This window comes from Roseateles depolymerans, from assembly GCF_003387155.1.
Lineage (GTDB): Bacteria > Pseudomonadota > Gammaproteobacteria > Burkholderiales > Burkholderiaceae_C > Roseateles > Roseateles depolymerans.
This window is the reverse complement of sequence record NZ_QUMT01000002.1, coordinates 552,717-571,425: the sequence shown is the minus strand read 5'-3', so window position 1 is coordinate 571,425 and position 18,709 is coordinate 552,717. Positions and strand designations below refer to the sequence as shown.

Below are 18,709 nucleotides of genomic sequence, written 5' to 3'. Positions count from 1 at the left end.
GCCAAAGTCCACGTGGCGTGGGAGACACGAAGATGAGAAAGGTTCTCATCTTCTCATCTACAATCTGGCCCCGTGGCACAGCCAGCCGTTCGCAGTCTGCGACGGGCCAGCCGGAGGCCCTTGTGTGAAACGCCCCTCCGGATTTCGTCATGCCCAGCCCTTCGCGCGTGGCCCGGCTCCATGCCGGCCCGACACCCTCCCACGCCTCCCGTGACCCTGCGCCCGCTCGCCTGAAAGCGCTGGCATCATGAGTCTGGCGGAACCGGCCGTACTCAGCCATGAAGGGCTGTATCGCGACCATCGGTCCTGGCTGGCTGACTGGCTGCGCCGACGTCTGGGGGGCTGTTCCGAACGCGCCGCCGACCTGATGCAGGACACCTTCGTGCGCCTGTTGCAAACCGGTGATCGTCCCCCCGTCTTGAACCAGCCCCGGGCCTATCTGACGACGATCGCCAAGGGCCTGCTGGTGGATCATTACCGGCGTCAGGACCTGGAGCGCGCCTACCTACAGGAACTGTCCGCGCTCCCCGCCGACCTGGCCCCCTCCCCGGAAGAGCGCGCCCTGGCCCTGGAAGCGCTACTGACGCTGGACCGGCTGCTCGAGGGTCTCGGCCCGAAGGTCCGCGAAGCCTTTTTGCTGGCGCAACTGGAGGGGTGGGAACATGCCCGCATCGCGGACCACCTGGGGGTGTCGGTGAGCAGCATCAAGAAATACATGCACAAGGCGTTGGTGCAATGTCTGACGCTGCTGTGAATCCGCAGCATCTGGCGCAGGCGGCCGACTGGCATTTGCGATTGAGCGACAGCGCCGCCACCGAAGCCGATCACGCCGCGTGGCGAGATTGGCTGGCCCAAGCCGACGGCCATCGACTCGCATGGCAGCGCATGGAGCGCCTGAAGGATTTGCTCGCCCTCACGCCGTCCAACGCCAGTCAAGCATTGCGCCGCCCGAATCGGATCAGCCGTCGTCAGGCACTGAGCGGCCTGGGGGCGGCAGGCGGGCTCGGCGCACTGGCCATCGTGGCCCTGGTGATGCGCTCCTGGTCCGGCAGGGAAATGCCCATCGAATGGATGACCACGGATGCCGGCGAACGTCGGGCTGTGACGCTGCCCGATGGCGGGCAGTTGCTGGTAGCGCCTGAAACACGATGGGGCATTGCCTACAGCCCAACGCAGCGCACCCTGCATCTGAGCGGCGGCGCGCTGCAATTGCAAACGGCCCCAGACCCCCTGCAACGCCCCCTCCAGATCCACACCCGGGACGGCCGCATCACTCCGCTCGGCACGCGGCTGACGGTGGAGCAGTCAGGGCGGAACACCGTCGTGGCGGTACAGGCCCATGCGGTGGAGGTCTGGCCGGAGGGCAGCTCGCTCCCGGTGAGGGTGTTGCAAGGACAGAAACTGCGGTTCTTCCGCGGAGGTCATGAGGCTGTGGAGCAAGCCGGCTTTGCGGACGAAGCCTGGACCCGCGGCATGCTGGTGGTCATGGATCAGCGCCTGGACATCTTCCTGCGCGACTTTCAACGCCACTCCGGCGCGGCCATGCGGGGCGACCCGTCGATATCGGGGCTGCGCGTCTCCGGCAGTTTCCTCATCACGCAACCGCAGCGCTCGCTCGCGACCCTGGCGGACCAATTGGGACTGCGGCTTGAGCAGCGTGGGGACACCCTGGTCTTGCGGCCGCGCTGAGTCGGTGGGCGGCCGCCCTAAAAAAAATTGTCACCGCATTGTCCTTTTGGCGATTTCGTTCGGCCTTCATCGGTCAGTGACATCCACCGAACCATGAACGACCGCCGTTTCTTCTCGCCACGACTGTCCCTCCCGGCCACCGCTGCGTGCGCGCCAGGCTCCGCGCAGCGCTTGCAACATCGACCATCAGCGCTGCTGATGGCGGTATTCAGCGCGGGCCTGTGTTCTGCCCCGGCCGTCGCCGCCTCGATATCGCCGCAGCCTGGCGCGGCGGAGAAGCCCTCCGTGTCCCGCGCCGCAGGGCCGGCCCGCCAGTACGACATCCCTGCGTCTTCGCTGGCCGATGCGCTCTACCGGTTCGCGGCCGAGGCAGGCGTGGTGGTGGTGTTTGATGCCTCTCTGGTGCAGGGGCACCGGACCCAGGGACTGAAAGGACGCTACGACATCATGGCGGCTTTCAGCGTGCTGCTGGCGGGCACCTCGCTGGAAGCGGTGTCCTCTCCGGCCGGTGGTCTGATGGTGCGTCAGCGTGCAGCCTCTCGCCCGGGCGATGCCGCGGATGAGGACAACGACCGCAACGCTCTCGTGCCTCAGCTCCAGCACCTGCCGCGGGTGGCCGTGCAAGGCAACGCGCTGCCGACCGTCCAGCGCCTGGACCGTGCCATGCTCCGCCACCTGCCCGCCCTCAACGGGGACCTGACCAGCCAGCTCAAGCTCAACCCCAACATTCAGTACAGCGAAGGTCAGCTCGCTTCCTACACCGGCGGAGAAATCGCCCCGGCCGAGATCTCCATCCACGGGTCCAAGCCCTATCAGAACGAGATCCTGCTGGACGGGGTATCGGCCATGAACGATCTGGACCCGGGACTGAAGATCACGCCCAGCAGTCCGGAGTTCGTGCCGGGTGCGTCGCAGGCACTGGCGGTGGACAGCAGTGTGCTGTGCGAGGTGGAAGTCAGGGACGCCAGCGTTTCGGCCGAGTATGGCCGCTTCACCGGCGGCGTGGTGGATGCGCGCCTGTGCTCGGCGCGCAAGAGCTTCGGTGGCAGCGTGGCGGTGGGGTACACCTCGTCGGACTGGACTCACGTCTTCATCGACCCGGCCCGCCGGGCCGAGTTCGAAGCCTCGTCCAATGCCGACATGCAGCCGAAGTTCCGCAAGTGGACGTACAAGACCACCGTGGAGGGGCGTCCCAGCGAACAGTGGGGCATTCTGGCCAGTGTCGTGCGACGTCAGTCCGACATTCCCCTGCGCCGCTTCACCACCGACAACAGCACCAGCACCGAGTCCCGCGAGGTAACGCAGCAGCGCCGGCAAGACACCCTGGTGCTCAAGACCGATTTCACGCCCGCTGGCGGCATCCACAAAGCGGACCTGAGTCTGGTCTACGCGCCATCGGACAACCGATACTTCATCGAGGACTTCCGCAACAGCGACTACACGCTGCAAAGCGGCGGCCTGAGCCTTTCCGGGCGGTGGGAGTCGCGATGGGAACCCGTCACCGTCACGCACCAGCTCTCATACAGCGCCACCTCGCAGTCACGCCGAAGCGATGCCGACTATTACCGCAACTGGCGCTGGTCCACCGACAAGAACTGGGGCGACCCCACCGAACGCGTCCCCACCAGCGGCGAAGGCGCGTGGGGAGACGTCGATCAGGGTCTCAAGGCCATGGCCTACAAGGTCAAGGCCGCGTTCAAGCCCATCGCCACCGGAGCGCTGCAGCATCGCGTGAGCACGGGCCTGGAACTGCGCCATCAGGAAGCCGAATACGAACGGCTGAAAGCGCAGCACTACTATCTCGTGGCCAGCAACCTGCCCACCAGCGGGGCCATCTCACGATGCACCCGCGCAGACGGTTCCGTCGACACCGACGCCTGCTCCGCCACGGCGTCCATCAACCGCCAGGTGGGCCAGTATTTCACCCAGCAGATCACTTACAACGCGGGCCGCTTCGATCTTGCGGCAGATGCCTTCAGCGCGTTCCTGGAAGACGAGATCCGCTGGAAGACCCTGAAGCTGCGCGCCGGCCTACGCGCGGACAAGGACACCCTCACGGACCAAGTCAACACCGCTCCGCGGCTCGCTCTGACGTGGCAGCCGATGGACACGCTGCTGCTGGACCTGGGTGCCAGCCGCTATGTTGGACGCAGCCTGTTTGCGTACGCGCTTCAGGAAAAGATCCACACCTTGCAGGTCACCCAGACACGCAGCGGCACGCTGACCTGGGGCAAGGCCGTGCAGGCCTTGCCTCTGAACCGCCTGGACGCCATGAAGACGCCGCATGATGATGAGCTCACTGCAGGTCTGGTGTTCGCACCGGCCTGGCTCGGCGGACCGCTCAGCCTGCGCGTCACAGACCGTGACGGCAAGGACCAGGTGGTCAAGCGGGTGGTCACCAAGCAAACCGCCTGCAACGGCAACAGCTGCTATATCTACACCAACGACGGTCGCAGCAGGACCCGGGACTGGACCCTGAGCTGGTCCAGCGCCACAGCCTTCAAGACTGGCCCCGTGGTGACGCGTTGGTGGATGGCCGTCAACAAGAGCGAGGTGCGCTCCAACTACAGCACGTATGCGGACAACTACTCGACAGACAAGGTCAATGACGTCATCGTTCAATACGACGGCCAGTTCATTCGTTACTCCGACATCCCTGCCGACAACTACAACCGCCCCTGGACCTTCCGCCTGGGCGCCATGAGCAGCCTGCCGGCCTACCACCTCACCATCAGCCATCTGTTGCGGGTGCGCGACCGCTATCAGCAGATGCTGTCCACTGGCACCACCGACTACCAGGGCAGTACCGTCGACGTGTACCAGCGTGCGCAATTGCCACGCTCGCTGGCCGTGGACACGGTCATTCACTGGGAACCGCGCGTGCGCGGCGACGAGCGGTTGCAGATCAAGCTGACGCTCGAGAACCTGACCAACCGCAAGAACAAGACCACCGTCAGCGACACCTATGCCACCTACGAGCGAGGCCGCAGCGTGGCATTGGAGGTGGGTTATGAGTTCTGATCGCCCGCCCCTGCTCCGACGTGCCCGCCAGGGCCTGCCCTGGCTGGTCAGTCTTCTGCTGGCGAGCGCGACCGCGCCCCTGCTGGCGACCCCTGCTGCTGCTGGCGCCAGTGGGGCTGTGGCGGCAGGTAGCGCGGACGGCGATGCCGCGGCCCTTCTGAAGGCCTACCGTGGCGATCGCAGTCAATGGCCGGCCCCCACCGTGGACGCCGGCGTTCGCTGGGAAGAGCTGGGGCCGCGGCCCGCCTTGCCCGCCCCGCCAGCGGCGCTGGTGAAGCTGGGTGAACAGTTGTTCTTCGACCCCCGTCTTTCCCGCGACGGAACGCTCAGTTGCGCCAGTTGCCATGCGCCGCATCTGGGTTTCTCCGATGGGCGACGTCTCGCCCTGGGCCTGGAGGCCCAGACGGGCCCTCGCCATACGCCGCATCTGTTGGGGGTGGCCTTTGTGCCTCGCCTGATGTGGGACGGGCGGGCTGGTGATCTGGAAAGTCAGGCCCTGATGCCGATTGCCAACCCGGTGGAGATGGGCATGGACCTCGGAGCCTTGCAGCAGCGGCTCCTGCGGGAGACGGACTACCCGCAGCGCTTCAAGGAAGTGTTCGGATCTGGGGAGGTCGACCTGGCGCGGCTGGCCCAGGCGCTGGCCGCTTTCGAGCGCCGTATCGAAGCGCCTCGTAGCCGCTTCGACGACTTCATCGAGGGACAACGCATGGCCTTGAGCGAGCAGGAGATCCGCGGGCTGCATCTGTTCCGCACCAAGGCGCGCTGCATGAACTGCCACAGCGGACCGCAATTCACGCAGCACGAGTTCCACCAGATCGGCATGAGCGCGCTGGGTCGGCGTCTGCAGGACCTGGGTCGACAGGCGGTCACGAGCAAGGAGGAGGACCTGGGCGCGTTCCGCACGCCCTCCTTGCGCGGCATCGCCCGGACCGCGCCCTACTTCCACAACGGCTCGACGCCCACGCTGCGCGGTGTGCTGGAGACCTACAACGCGGGCATGCCGCAGCCCCCCAAAAACGCACAGGGTCTGATGGCCATTCCGCCCTCATCCCGCATCCAGCCGCTGCGGCTGAGTGCCAAGGAGCTTCAGGACCTGGAGGCTTTTTTGCGGGCCCTGTGACGGCTCACTCGATGCGCGCCAGTGCGGCTCCGGCGGTCAGGGTAGCCCCTGCCGCCGCGAGTTGCGACACCCGCCCGCTGCGATGCGCCAGCACCTGCGTCTCCATCTTCATCGCCTCCAGGACGGCAATGAGCTGACCTTCCTGCACCTGCTCGCCGTCCTCGACCTTCCAGGCCTGCAGCAGGCCGCTCATCGGGGCCTCGATCGCCGCGGGGTCGCCGGCCGCGGCGGGGGCCGTGGCGTCGCCTGCGACGGAGGCGAAGGGCGCCCCGTCCCCGTCCACGCCCCCACCGGCCGCGCCGGCCGCCAGCCCCTTCAGCAGATCCGCCGGCAAGCCCAGCCGTACGCGCCGGCCATCCAGCTCGATCGTCAGCTGATGCAGCGGCGCCTGCGGCACCGGCGCCACCCGGGTCGCCGCGGCCAGCGCCGTCGCGAAGTCGGTTTCGATCCAGCGCGTATGCACCTTGAAGCCGCTGCCCGCCGTGAAGTCCGGATGCCGCAGCACTTCGCGATGGAACGGCAGCACGGTGGGCACGCCCTCGATGCGGAACTCGGCCAGCGCGCGACGAGCCCTTGCAAGCGCCTGCTCCCGGGTCGCACCGGTCACGATCAGCTTCGCCATCAGCGAATCAAAGGCGGGTGGCACCACCGAGCCGGACACCACGCCGCTGTCCACCCGCACCCCCGGGCCGGACGGCGCCTCAAACAGGTGCACCGGGCCCGGCGCGGGCAGGAAGCCCCGCCCCACATCTTCCGCGTTGATGCGAAATTCAATGGCATGGCCGCGGGGCGCCGGTGTTTCCGTCAGCGTGAGCGGCAAACCATCGGCGATGCGCAATTGCTCCACCACCAGATCCAGCCCGCAGGTCTCCTCGGTGACCGGATGCTCGACCTGCAGCCGCGTATTCACCTCCAGGAATGAAATCGCCCCGGTGCTGCTGAGCAGGAACTCCACCGTGCCCGCACCCACATAGCCCGCCCGCCGGCAGACATCCCGGGCCGCGCTGTGAATCCGCTCGCGCTGCTCATCACTCAGGAAAGGGGCCGGCGCCTCCTCCACCAGCTTTTGATTGCGACGCTGCAGCGAGCAGTCCCGCGTGCCCAGCACCACCACCTGGCCCAGGCTGTCGGCCATCACCTGCGCCTCGACATGCCGGGGGCGGTCCAGGAACTGCTCGACGAAGCATTCGCCCCGTCCAAAGGCGGCCGTCGCTTCGCGGACGGCGGAATCGAACTGCTCGGCCACGTCCTCCATCTTCCAGACCACCTTCATGCCGCGCCCCCCGCCCCCGAAGGCGGCCTTGATGGCAATCGGCAGCCCGTGCTGACGCGCAAACGCCAGGACCTGCTCGGCGTTCTCGACCGGCCCGGGAGACCCGGCCACCAGCGGCGCGCCGGCCTCCATCGCCAGGCGACGGGCGGACACCTTGTCGCCCAGTTGCTCGATGGCCGATGGCGGCGGACCGATCCAGGTGAACCCTGCTTCCAGCACCGCGCGGGCGAAGGCGGCGTTCTCAGAGAGGAAGCCGTAGCCGGGATGCACCGCATCCGCGCCGCTTCGGCGGGCAGCGTCCAGCAGCTTGTCGATGGACAGATAGGTCTCGGCGGGGCGCTGGCCATTCAGGCCGTAGGCCTCATCCGCCAGGCGCGCATGCAGCGCGTCGAGATCGGGGTCGGCATAGACCGCCACGGAACGCACGCCATAGTCGGCACAGGCGCGGATGATGCGAACGGCGATCTCGCCCCGGTTGGCGATCAGGACTTTCTTCATGGGCATGGACTTTCCCTCAGCGTCGGGTTTCGATGACCAGCGGATCAAAGCCGCTCACCACCTGAAAACGCAGCCGCGTGCCCACCGGCAACTGGCCTGCGAGGTCCAGATGCCAGGGCGCCACGCAGGCGATGACCGGATAACCGCCGGTGAGCGGATGGTCGGCCAGGAACAGCACCGGCTGGCCGTTGGCAGGCACCTGCAGGGCGCCCAGCGGCGTGCCCTCGCTGGGCAGCTCGGCGGTCACGGCGCGGGACAGCGCGGTGTCGCCCTGCAGCCGAAGCCCGACGCGGTTGGACTGCGGTGTGACGGTCCACGGCTGGGACACCAGCGTGGACAGCGCTTGCGAAGTGAACCAGTCGGCGCGCGGGCCGAGGTGGAGGTCGAGGACGACTTCGTCATCGGCCGCGGGCCATTGGGTCCAGGCGGATTCCGGATGGCCGACGACCGCACCCGGGCGACTTGGGCGCAGGCACAGGCGGTCGCCCGCCTTGAGCGGCGCGGGGCCAACATCCGCCAGTGAATCGTAGGAGCGGCTGCCCAGCACCGTCGGCACGGCAAAGCCTCCACGCACGGCGATATAACTGCGGACGCCGGCCGTCGGAGCCCCCAGGCGCAGCCGATCACCAGGGGACAAAGCCAGAGGCGCATGGCGTTGCACGTCGTGGCTGCGCCCGTCCGGGCTCGTCAGCTGGAGCGGTCCGTCTGCACCGGTCACGGCCACCACGAGGTCGCCCTGGCTGATCCACTCGAAGCCCCCCAGCACCGCCTCGATACAGGCTTCGCCTTCGTCGTTGCCCACCAGGCGGTTGGCCGCCTTGAGCGAGCGTCGGTCCATCGCCCCCGAGGCGGAGACGCCCTGCCCCGCCTGGCCGGGTCGGCCCAGGTCCTGCAGCAGTGACTGGAGACCGGTCTGCCGGATGTCGAGCGCGGGGGTCGATGCATCGAGGCTGGGCGGCGATGCGTCAGCCCCTCTTCCCTCCTCTGCGTCTCCCGCGGCGTCCGACGTGCCGGCGTCCATGGAATCGGCGGCTGCCGCCGTCCGCGGCCCCGCATCCACGAACCGCACCCGCTGCCCGGGCTGCAACAACGCCGGGGGCTGGCGCTGCACATCCCACATCGGCGTGAGCGTCTGACCCAGCAACTGCCACCCGCCCGGACTGGCCTTCGGATAGACGCCACTGAACCCACCCGCCGCGGCCACGGCGCCCGGGGGAATGCGGGTGCGCGGCGAGCTGCGACGAGGCAGCGTGCGCAGCAGCTCGTCCCCGCCCGTCAGATAGGCAAAGCCCGGGGCGAAGCCGGTGAACGCTACGAACCAGTCGCTGCCAGTGTGGCGGCGAACGACTTCCTCGGGGGAGATCTGAAGCAGCGCGGCCACGTCGGCCAGGTCTTCCCCGTCGTAATGCACCGGGATTTCGACGAGGGTTCCGGCAGCGGTCTCGCGCACGTCGAGCGAGCGCGCGGCCAGCGCCTGGGCCAGCGCGTCGCGGCTGAGCTGCTGCGTATCCAGCGTCAGCAGCAAGGTGCGCGCGCCGGGCACGATCTCTTTCACATCCGGTATCGGGTCAGCCTGCAGCGAGGCCAGCAGCGCCAGGGTCCGAGGCAGGTCGGCCAGTTCCACCAGCACCGCCTCCCCGGCGGGCAGCAGGCGAAGGGTGCGTTCCGCTTGAGGCGTTGTCATGCAAGGTCCATGAAGGCGCGGATGGCGATGCCCTCGGCCGTGAGCCGCTCGCGCAAGCGCTGCGCCATGGCCACCGCGCCGGGGCTGTCGCCGTGCACGCAGATGGATTGCGCATGGACGCGCACCACGCTGCCATCCACCGCCGTCACCGTGCCCTCACGCGCCAGTTGCAGCATGCGTTCGGCGATAGCGTCGGGGTCATGCAGCACCGCGCCGGGTTGATTGCGCGGCACGAGGCTGCCGTCCGCCCGGTAGCCGCGGTCGGCGAATGCTTCCTCCACGGTACGCAGCCCCGCCTCCCGCGCCCAGCCGGCCAGCGCCGACCCGGCCAGCACCACCAGGCCCAGGGAAGCGTCCACCGCCTTCACGGCGGCGATCACATCAGCAGCCTGGCGGGCATCATGGGCGATGAAGTTGTAGAGCGCGCCATGCGGCTTGACGTACCGCACCCGGGTGCCGGCCGCGGCCGCAAGGCCCTGCAGCGCGCCGATCTGATAGATCACGCTGGCTTGCAGATCTGCACTGGCCAGGTCCATGTTGCGTCGCCCAAAACCGGCCAGGTCCGGATAGGCCACATGCGCGCCGACACTCACCCCATGGGCCGCGGCCGAGCGCAGCGTCGCCAGAATGCCGGCCGGGTCGCCCGCATGGAAGCCGCACGCCACGTTCGCGCTGCTGACGATGGCCAGCATGGCGGCGTCGTCGCCCATGCGCCAGGCGCCGAAGCTTTCGCCGAGGTCACTGTTCAGATCGATGTTCATAGGTGTTTCACGGTCCCCGGACTTACCGGAACATGAGCAGGTTGAGCAGCACGACATTCACCGCCAGCAGCGTCAATGCGGTGGGGATCTGCACCCGGATCACCGCATTCTTGTCGGGCAGTTCCAGCAGTGCCGCCGGCACGATGTTGAAGTTGGCCGCCATCGGGGTCATCAGCGTGCCGCAGTAGCCCGACAGCATGCCGATGGCCGCCATCACCGCCGGGTCGCCATGGTAGACGCCGACCAGCACCGGCACGCCCACGCCACCGGTCATCACCGGGAAGGCGGCAAAGCCGTTGCCCATGATGACGGTGAAGAGCGCCATGCCCACCACATACACGGTGACGGCCACGAAACGCAGGTCCATGTTGATGGTGCTGGTGGTGACGTACGCCACCGCCTTGCCCACGCCCGCATCCGAGAACACCAGGCCCAGCATGCCCAGCATCTGCGGCAGCACCAGGGCCCAGCCCAGGGCGTCGATGAGGCGACGGGCTTCGCGCACGCCCTGCACCGGCGTTTCCCGGGTGAGCCAGCAGGCCAGCCCCAGGGCCACGACGCAGGACAGGCCCAGGCTGACCAAGGTGGCGTTCTTCGGGTCGATCAGCGGCAGGCCGCCCACGACCAGGTGCTTGGCCGACAGCGTGCCCACCATCGTCAGCAGCGGAATGGTCAGGGCCGGCACAAAGAGCTTGTGGCCCAGGCGCCTGGCGCTGGCCGCGCAAGCCTGCGCCGATGGCAACTGGAGCCCGCCCGGACCCACCCCGCGCAGCCCCACCAGCAAGGCCATCAGCAGCACGCCGGCGCCGACCCATTCGGGCGGCACGAGCGGGCCGGCGAGGAACATCGCCGCATACAAGCCCCAGAACAGGCCGGTGGTCCAGCGCTTGGGATGGCTGCGATCCAGCAGCGTCATCACCGCCACAGCGGCCAGCAGCAGGCCGGCCAGGGTGAAGAGCAGATCCAGGGAGAGCGTCATGTCAGGACTCCTTGGTGCCGGGGGTCCGCGAAGGGGCGGCGCTGGGGGTGGAGGGGTCGACGCTGCGCGGCCCGTCGAGCTCGCGCTTGAGCGTCGCGTCCAACCGGCGCAGGCGCCATGCGTGAATCAGAAACGCCGAGATGCCGGTCGGCAGGCCCCATAGCGCCACATGGATGGGCTCCACGTCGATGCCGGCTTCATGGAGGAAGGTGGTCATCAGCACCACGGCACCAAAGGCCACGAAGATGTCTTCACCAAAGAACAGCCCGACGTTGTCCGTGGCCGCGGCATACGCACGCAGGCGGTGCCGGATGCGATCCGGCAGGGCCCCGAGGCGCGCTTCGGTCGCGCCCTCGGCCATCGGCGCCAGCAGGGGCCGCACCATCTGCGGATGCCCACCCAGACTCGTCAGGCCGATGGCCGCCGTCAACTGCCGGGCAGCCAGATAGACGATCAACAGGCGCCCCGCCGTGGCCGACTTGAAACGGGAAATCCACTGCTGCGCATGCTGCCGCAGGCCGTGTCGCTCCAGCAAGCCGATGACCGCCAATGGCAGCAGCAGGATCAAGGGCAGGTTACGGGTCTTGATGAAGCCGGTGCCCAGCGTCGCCAGCATCTTCTGCACCGGGAAGCCGGCCGCGACCGCGGTGACCACCGCGGTCACCGCCACCACCACCAACGGATTGAAGCGCAGCACAAAGCCCAGAATGATCACGGCCACCCCGAGCAGGGGCCAGAGGGAGGGATCGTGGGTCATGACGTCTGCGCTCCTGAAGGGCAATCCAGATGGATTGTTGAACAATCCACGCCATGGTGCCCCATCAAACCAGCCCGCGCCTTGGTGCAAACCCGCAGGGCTGATCGACAAACGGCGCGTGAGGGGGAGAATCCGGCCCCATGCCTGCTCAACGATCCCGCCGCGCTCCGTCCAAGCCCGCTAGCGCTTCCGCTCCCGTGTCCGTTCCCAAGTCCCCTCGCCAATCCCCTCCCACGCCAGCTCGCTCGCGCGCGTCCTCTCCAGTTGCCTCATCCGCATCGGATTCCGCATCGGGATCCGCAGCCGACGAGGCGCTGCCCCTGACCGACCGGGTGTCCGAGCAACTCCGCCAGAAGCTCACGGCCGGCGAGTTTGCGCCGGGTCAGCGTTTGTCCGAGCAGGCGCTGGCGGAACAGCTGGGCATCTCCCGCAACACGCTGCGCGAGGTGTTCCGCGGGCTCACCAAGGACGGACTGCTGCGGCATGAGCCCAACCGCGGGGTGTTTGTGTCGGTGCCCAGCATTGCCGCGATCATCGACATCTACCGCGTCCGGCGGCTGATCGAGTGCCAGGCGCTGGCCCAGGCCTACCCGCGCCACCCCGCCAAGAAGCACATGCGGCAGGCCGTCGAGCAGGCGCTGGCGGCCCGCGACCGCGGGGACTGGGTGGCCGTGGGCACGGCCAACATGGCCTTTCACATGGGCATCGTGGAGCTGGCCGACAGCGAGCGGCTCAACCTCCTGTTTGCACAGGTGCTGGCGGAACTGCGGCTGGCATTCGGACTGCTGCGGGATGCGGAGTTCCTGCATGCGCCCTACGTGGACATGAACCGGGAGATCCTGGAACTGGCCGAGGCCGGCGAGTTCGCCAAGGCTTCGGCACGGCTGAACGACTACCTCGTCCACTCCGAGCGCATCGTGCTGGCGGTGTATGCCCGCAAGCTGGAGGAAGGCGCGCAGCGCTGAGCGTGCGTTAAGGCCCTGCCGCTCTCGCCTGCGCAATCCATCCATCAAACTGCGCCTGGTGCGCGCGGATCCAGCCGTCGGTGTGCCGGGCGATGTCGCGCTCGGTGTTGGCGCCGTCATTCATCCGCAGGTTCTGCGCATTGATGTCGGAGATGGGCAGGCGCATCACCTCGAACAACTTCGCTGCGGCTGGATTGCGCTGGATGAAGTCGCGGTTGGCCACGATCTCTTCCTGGTCCGCCGCAAAGCCGTAGTTCTTGCCGTTGGGCTGCTGCGTGTCGGTCGTGCCGTCCTTGGACGCAGAGAACGGCACCTGCAGCCACACCACGTCAGCCCCGGGGCGCAGGACCGCGCTGACCCAATAGGGCGTCCAGGTGTAGTAGAGGATGGGCTTGCCCTGCTTGAAGCGAGACATGGTGTCCGCCATCAGCGCGGTGTAGCTGCCCTGGCGATGGGTGACGGTGCTGCGAAGCTGGTAGGCATCCAGGTGATGCTCGATGGCGCCTTCGCAGCCCCAGCCGGGGTTGCAGCCGGTCAGGTCGGCGCGGCCGTCGCCGTCGGTGTCGAACAGGCGGGCGATGGCGGGGTCTCGCAACTGGTCCAGCCGGGTGATGTGATGGGCCTCGGCGGTCTTCCGGTCGATCAGGTAGCCCTGGACCGCGCCCTGCGCATAAGGACCGAAGCGCACCAGACGTGCGTCCCCGCCGCTGTTGCGATAGAAGTCCTGGTGCAGCAGGCGCCAGTGGTTGGCCATGAAGGTGGCGTCCCCGTTGGCAATGGCCAGATGCTCGGTGGCGGGCTCCAGGTCCTTCATCGGCAGGACGGTGTAGCCGAGCTTTTCCAGCGCGCGGGAGACCAGCAGCGTCTGGAACGCTTCTTCGGCCAGCGAGCTTTTCAGGGGCTGGACGGTGATGCCCTTGCCGGGCATGACGGCATCCGGCGCAGGGGCGTGGGCGTTTGCCCGTGTCTGAGCCGGCGCCTGCGCCGCAGCGGCGGATGGAGCGGCGGCAGTGGCCGCGCCGAGCAGCGCGGCCGGTCCCATCAGGAGTGCGAGTGTGACGGTGCGAATCTGGATCATCCGGGAGAGTCCTTTCCTCAGAGGTTCAAAGGCGTCAAGCGGCCGCTTCAAGACTGCGAGGCCGTGCGCATCGGTTCCGGCAGCCGCGAAGACAACGGCGAACCCGCCTCGCCCGCCGCAGCCTTCGACGACCGAGACACCGCCGCGACGACGCGCATCACCAGCCCCACCGGCCCGCCCTGCCACCAGCGCTGGCCGGCGACACGGCCCGGTCGGCCCAGCGCCTGCGTCAGACGGTCCAGCGTGATGGCCAGGATCACGATGCCGACGCCCCCGACGGTGGCCAGGCCCATGTCCAGCCGGCCGATGCCGCGCAGCACCATCTGGCCCAGGCCGCCCACGGCGATCATGGAAGCGATCACCACCATCGACAGCGACAGCATCAGCGCCTGGTTGATACCGGCCATGATGGACGGCAAGGCCAGCGGCAGCTTCACCTTCCACAGCATCTGCCACGGCGACGCCCCGTAGGCACGGGCCGCCTCGATCAGATCGGGGCGCACTTGGCGCAGACCCAGGTTGGTCAGGCGGGCCAGCGGCGCCAGCGCAAAGACGATGGTGACGATGACCCCCGGCACATTGCCGATGCCAAACAGCATCACGACCGGGACGAGGTAGACGAAGGCCGGGGTGGTCTGCATCGCGTCGAGCACGGGGCGCATGATGCCCTCCGCGCGTTCACTGCTGGCCAGCAGCACGCCCAGCGGCAGGCCCACCAGCAGGCAAAAGAGCAGCGAGGTCAGCACCAGCGACAGCGTCACCATCGCTTCCGGCCAGATGCCCAGCGCCGCGACCACGGCCAGCGCCAGGGTCGTGCCGACCGCCAGACGCCGTCCGGCGAATTGCCAGGCCAGCAGGCCGATGAGCGCAAGCATCGCCGGCGCCGGCAGTTGGGTCAGCAGCCCCTGCACCGTGTTCAGCGTGCCGTCGATGGGCAGGCGCAGCGCCTGGAAGTACGGGCGGCCATGGTCCACGGCCCAGGACAGGCCGGTGTTGATCCAGGATTCGATGGGCAGCGTGCCGTTGAAGGCCTGGTGGAGCGTGTCGGCCAGGCCTTGGCCGGTTGCGGCGGCGGCGTGCGGATCCGTGGCGCCTGCGGCTTGTGAGGGCGCATCCAGCCACGCGGCCGTCGCGGAAGGGTCCGGGGCTTGGGACATCGCTTCCCAGGGGTCCAGGGCGGTCGAAGCGGGCGACATCGGCGCGGATGCGGCGGATGCAGCGGCTACAGCGGTGAGAACGTTTGATTGCATCAGGCCTCCTGGGTGATCAAAGGGTCATGGCCGAAGCGGCCTGGCTGGAAGGATGGGCCGAAGGGCCTGCCACCGGCTCGATGGGTGGCGTGTCGCGGTCCAGGAACTTCAGCAGCGTGGTCTTGGAAATGGCACCCCGGAAACGCCCATCTGCATCCACCACCGGCACCCCGCAGGGCGCCTGTGCCACCTGTCCAAAGAGATCCGCCACCGGTGCCTCCGACGCGATCGGCACCAGGCCATCGATGAAGGCATGGTGCAACCCCAGCGGCCCGACATGCCCGTCCAGCGCGGCGCGCAAGGAGTCGGCCGAGACCGTGCCGAGGTAACGTCGGGACGGGCTCACCACATGCGCGAATTCGCGGTCCTGGTCCTCCAGGGTCTTGAGTCCGGCGCGGGCCCCGCGTGTGGTGTGCTCCGCCACCAGCGTGAGCGGCTGCCGCGCAATGTCGGCGGCCTTGAAGACGGCCGCCGTGTCCACGCCGCGGATGAAGCTGCGCACGAAATCGTTGGCGGGGCTGCGCAGGATCTCATCCGGCGTGCCCACCTGCACCACCTGCCCGTCCTTCATGATGGCAATGCGGTCCCCGATGCGCATGGCTTCGTCCAGGTCATGCGAGATGAAGACGATGGTGCGGCGCTTGACCTGCTGCAGGCGAAGCAACTCCGATTGCATCTCGGTGCGGATGATGGGGTCCAGCGCGGAGAACGCTTCGTCCATCAGCAGGATGGACGGGTCCGAAGCCAGCGCGCGGGCCAGCCCGACACGCTGCTGCATGCCGCCGGAGAGTTCGTCGGGGTACTTGTGGCCCCACCCGGCCAGACCCACTTGCTCCAGCGCCAGGTCCGCCTGGGCCAATCGGTGCTGGCGGTCGGCGCCGGCCAGTTCCAGGCCGAAGGCCGTGTTGTCCCGCACCGTCATGTGCGGCATCAGGGCGAAGGACTGGAACACCATGCTGATGTCCTTGCGGCGCAGCGCGCGGAGCTGCCGCGGCGAGTGGGTGTTGATGTCTTCCCCGTCGATCACGATGCGCCCCGCACTGGGCTCGATCAGGCGGTTGAGCAGCCGCACCAGCGTCGACTTGCCGGAGCCCGACAAGCCCATGATGACGAAGATCTCCCCCGCCTGGATGTCGAAGCTGGCGTCGAACACGCCAATGGACTGGCCGGTGCGGGCCAGGATCTCCTGTTTGGACAGGCCCTCCCGGGCCAGCGCCACGGCCTGCTCCGGCGCGTCGCCGAAGACCTTGAACACGTGATCGATGAGGATGCCTTTCGCCATGGCCGAAACTCCTTGTGTGCAGTGGTGAAGCAATGCCGGCGCATGCAGCGCGGCAGCGATCACGCCAACCGTCAGGGGGACGCCCTCGAGCGGCCCTGGAGCGGGCCATGGGGCGCACAGCGGCGTCCAGCGGCCTCAACGGCTGCCGACGGGCACTGACAACAAAGCACTGACACCAGCACCCGCGGCAGGCTCACGGTGCAGCCCGCGGGCCTGGTCAAGGGGCACGGACTGGAGGAGCCTGGCGTGGCATGGCGCCGGCCCGGGGCCGGCTGGAGGTGCCGGGCCTTGGGACCCGGCGGCGAGAGTTCCTGCACCGCGAGCGATTCGAAGATCCGTTCGTCGCCGAAGCACTCCGCGAAAGAGTGCGGAAGGAGGCAGAACGATGCGGACCGATGCAGGAAAGTTGCGGGGCGGCCAGGGCCGCTTGCAAGTCGATAGCTTAACACAGCCCCCGTACGCGTCCGGTTGCAAGGGCTTTGTGCGCACAGCGGGAGCGGAGCTTGCCAAATGGGCCGCGTTGAAACTCATGCAAGGATCCGCCATGCAGACGTCGCGCCTGCTTGTAGCCACTGCCTGCCTCGCGCTCGCGCCACTGTCCAGCTGGGCCCAGGTCACCGTGAAGAACGATGGCCAGTGGCGAGCGCTGTTCACCGCAGGGGCCAGTGTGGCCTCGGGCAACAGCAACTCCACCACCATCAACCTCAGCGGCGAAGCCGTGAAGGCCACGACCACCGACAAGCTAACCCTCAACGGGCGCGGCCTGTATGTGGACAATGAGGACACGGAAGCAGAAAAGCGCCTCTCCGCCGGCCTGGCCTACCAGCGCGATCTGAACGAGAAGATCTTCGGCTTTGGTCAGCTCGACGCCCTGCGGGATGAGCCGGCCAACCTGTCCCTGCGCGGCTCGGTGGGGGGCGGTCTGGGTTATCACCTGATCCGGCGAGATGACCTCACCTTCGACGTCTCCGCCGGTGTGGGCTACACGCAGGAGCGCTACCTGAATCCGGAACTCCAGGACGACGGCAGCTACCGCACCCGCCGCAGCAATGCAGAAGTCCTGCTGGCGGAAGAGTCCACCCACAAGTTCTCCGAGAACACGACCTTCCGGCAAAAGCTGTCGTACCTGCCCGACCTGCGGGACAGCGGAGAGTTCCGCGCCACGTTTGACACCGCTTTGTCGGTGGCCATGACCAAGCGCCTGAGCCTCACGGCGTCCGTCTCGCACCGCTATGACAGCAACCCGGGTCCGGGACTGAAAAAGGGCGACACGCTCTTCATCACCGGCGTCTCGTTCCGGATTGACTGAGCAGACACGCCCATACAGACGAAAAAAAAGCGGCGCAAGCCGCTTTTCTTGTGGGCGGGGCCCGGTGTGAACACAGGCCCTGCCATTGCAATCCGTGGTCAGTGACGTGCGCCACCGCCATTGCCACTGGGCGGGCCACCGCGACGCTCCAGATGACGGAAGGTGATACGGCCCTTGGACAGGTCGTACACCGACAGTTCCAGCGTCACGGCATCACCCGCCAGAATGCGGATGTGGTGCTTGCGCATCTTGCCGCCGGTATAGGCGATCACCTCATGCCCGTTTTCCAGCTTCACGCGGAAACGGGAGTCCGGCAGCACCTCATTGACGGTGCCACGCATCTCAATCAGCTCTTCTTTTGCCATTGGGGTCCTTTTGGTTTGGGCCTGCAGGTCTGGTGGCCGGCGGCTGGGTCAGCCGCTGCACTGCCAGTGCCCTGCAGACCGATTCAATGAACGTTGGATCGGCTGGAACCGTCTAACGCGGTTTCAGATGCTGGGGCGATGAACCGCGCCCCACGCGGTGAAGCCGAGCAAGGCTCAGAGCTGGCGGATGTTGGCCGCCTGCAGGCCCTTGGGGCCTTCCTTGACTTCGAATTCGACGGTAGCGCCTTCAGCCAGCGTGCGGAAGCCGCCGTTGTTGCGGATTTCGCTGTGGTGGGCGAACAGGTCCTTGGTGCCGTTGGCCGGCGTGATGAAGCCGAAGCCCTTGCCGTCGTCGAACCACTTCACGGTGCCTTGTTGAGTCGTCATGATGTTTCCTTTATTGATTTGGAATGGATGGGAACACTCCGCCGCGCCACCTGGCGGTAGCGGAGACAGACACACTCAAGAGCAATCAGCAGGGGTGAAGCTGTAGCGAGCCGCTCGCGAAGGGGTCTGAGAAAACCCGGCGGGGCTGCAGATAACACCTTGGAAGAACGGTCTTGTGCGAATCTATGCACCCGAATGTATCACAGCCGCAAGCCCCTCACACGAAGAATGGCGATGAAGCTCGCTGAAAGGTCTTGGCGCTCAGTCTGCAGGCCTCATTGCCGCGCC

Annotated in this window: 16 protein-coding genes; 6 read left to right on the top strand and 10 right to left on the bottom strand. The window is 67.5% G+C overall.

Annotated elements, in window-relative coordinates; genetic code table 11:
• Positions 1-247 precede the first annotated feature (247 nt).
• The 4 genes from DES44_RS10505 (at position 248) to DES44_RS10490 (ending at position 5,833) form a co-directional block, all read left to right on the top strand.
• On the top strand, positions 248-754 hold the full coding sequence (locus tag DES44_RS10505) for a sigma-70 family RNA polymerase sigma factor (protein WP_058934892.1): 507 nt from the start codon (positions 248-250) through the stop codon (positions 752-754).
• Entirely contained in the window at positions 736-1,689 is a 954-nt protein-coding gene (locus DES44_RS10500) for a FecR domain-containing protein (RefSeq protein ID WP_083525539.1), read from the top strand. The genes DES44_RS10505 and DES44_RS10500 overlap by 19 nt, the downstream gene beginning before the upstream one ends.
• Positions 1,690-1,974: 285 nt before the next feature.
• The gene (locus tag DES44_RS10495) at positions 1,975-4,710 is read left to right on the top strand and encodes a TonB-dependent receptor (RefSeq protein WP_211326932.1); all 2,736 of its coding nucleotides are present in this window, start codon (positions 1,975-1,977) and stop codon (positions 4,708-4,710) included.
• Positions 4,700-5,833, top strand: a complete 1,134-nt coding sequence (locus tag DES44_RS10490) for a cytochrome-c peroxidase (RefSeq protein WP_058934889.1) — start codon at positions 4,700-4,702, stop codon at positions 5,831-5,833. Before DES44_RS10495 ends, DES44_RS10490 begins: the two co-directional genes overlap by 11 nt.
• A 4-nt stretch (positions 5,834-5,837) precedes the next feature.
• Here the strand turns inward: DES44_RS10490 and DES44_RS10485 are convergent, their stop codons facing one another.
• Genes DES44_RS10485 through DES44_RS10465 form a run of 5 tightly spaced genes read right to left on the bottom strand, consistent with a single transcriptional unit; the run spans position 5,838 to position 11,785 of the window.
• Positions 5,838-7,604: an ATP-binding protein gene (locus DES44_RS10485; RefSeq protein ID WP_058934888.1), complete on the bottom strand. Its 1,767-nt coding sequence runs from the start codon at positions 7,602-7,604 to the stop codon at positions 5,838-5,840.
• Positions 7,605-7,620: 16 nt separating this feature from the next.
• The gene (locus DES44_RS10480; protein WP_058934887.1) at positions 7,621-9,288 is read right to left on the bottom strand and encodes a 5-oxoprolinase subunit B/C family protein; all 1,668 of its coding nucleotides are present in this window, start codon (positions 9,286-9,288) and stop codon (positions 7,621-7,623) included.
• Complete coding sequence (locus tag DES44_RS10475; protein WP_058934886.1) at positions 9,285-10,049, bottom strand: LamB/YcsF family protein; 765 nt, start codon at positions 10,047-10,049, stop codon at positions 9,285-9,287. The genes DES44_RS10480 and DES44_RS10475 overlap by 4 nt, the downstream gene beginning before the upstream one ends.
• Before the next feature lie 22 nt (positions 10,050-10,071).
• Positions 10,072-11,028, bottom strand: a complete 957-nt coding sequence (locus DES44_RS10470) for a DUF979 domain-containing protein (RefSeq protein WP_058934885.1) — start codon at positions 11,026-11,028, stop codon at positions 10,072-10,074.
• 1 nt (position 11,029) lies between these two features.
• Entirely contained in the window at positions 11,030-11,785 is a 756-nt protein-coding gene (locus tag DES44_RS10465; protein ID WP_058934884.1) for a DUF969 domain-containing protein, read from the bottom strand.
• 332 nt (positions 11,786-12,117) lie between these two features.
• On the opposite strand from DES44_RS10465, the gene DES44_RS10460 reads away from it, so the two are divergent.
• Positions 12,118-12,750 carry a GntR family transcriptional regulator gene (locus tag DES44_RS10460; RefSeq protein ID WP_232309990.1) on the top strand — a complete coding sequence of 211 codons (633 nt, stop codon included), beginning with the start codon at positions 12,118-12,120 and terminating at the stop codon, positions 12,748-12,750.
• Between the two features lie 7 nt (positions 12,751-12,757).
• Here the strand turns inward: DES44_RS10460 and proX are convergent, their stop codons facing one another.
• The 3 genes from proX to proV all read right to left on the bottom strand — a co-directional run bounded on the left by proX (position 12,758) and on the right by proV (position 16,360).
• Positions 12,758-13,792, bottom strand: coding sequence for a glycine betaine/L-proline ABC transporter substrate-binding protein ProX (gene proX, locus DES44_RS10455; RefSeq protein ID WP_058937377.1), 1,035 nt, complete (start codon positions 13,790-13,792; stop codon positions 12,758-12,760).
• 83 nt (positions 13,793-13,875) lie between these two features.
• A complete protein-coding gene (proW, locus tag DES44_RS10450; protein WP_058934883.1) occupies positions 13,876-15,078 on the bottom strand; it encodes a glycine betaine/L-proline ABC transporter permease ProW in 1,203 nt (400 codons plus the stop codon).
• Positions 15,079-15,094: 16 nt separating this feature from the next.
• Positions 15,095-16,360, bottom strand: a complete 1,266-nt coding sequence (gene proV / locus DES44_RS10445; RefSeq protein ID WP_058934882.1) for a glycine betaine/L-proline ABC transporter ATP-binding protein ProV — start codon at positions 16,358-16,360, stop codon at positions 15,095-15,097.
• 544 nt (positions 16,361-16,904) lie between these two features.
• On the opposite strand from proV, the gene DES44_RS10440 reads away from it, so the two are divergent.
• Entirely contained in the window at positions 16,905-17,669 is a 765-nt protein-coding gene (locus DES44_RS10440) for a DUF481 domain-containing protein (RefSeq protein ID WP_170156647.1), read from the top strand.
• Between the two features lie 98 nt (positions 17,670-17,767).
• Here DES44_RS10440 and infA read toward each other — a convergent pair whose 3' ends face one another.
• Both infA and DES44_RS10430 read right to left on the bottom strand, forming a co-directional pair.
• Positions 17,768-18,034: a translation initiation factor IF-1 gene (gene infA, locus DES44_RS10435; protein WP_058934880.1), complete on the bottom strand. Its 267-nt coding sequence runs from the start codon at positions 18,032-18,034 to the stop codon at positions 17,768-17,770.
• 174 nt (positions 18,035-18,208) lie between these two features.
• Complete coding sequence (locus DES44_RS10430; protein ID WP_058934879.1) at positions 18,209-18,421, bottom strand: cold-shock protein; 213 nt, start codon at positions 18,419-18,421, stop codon at positions 18,209-18,211.
• Between the last annotated feature and the right edge of the window lie 288 nt (positions 18,422-18,709).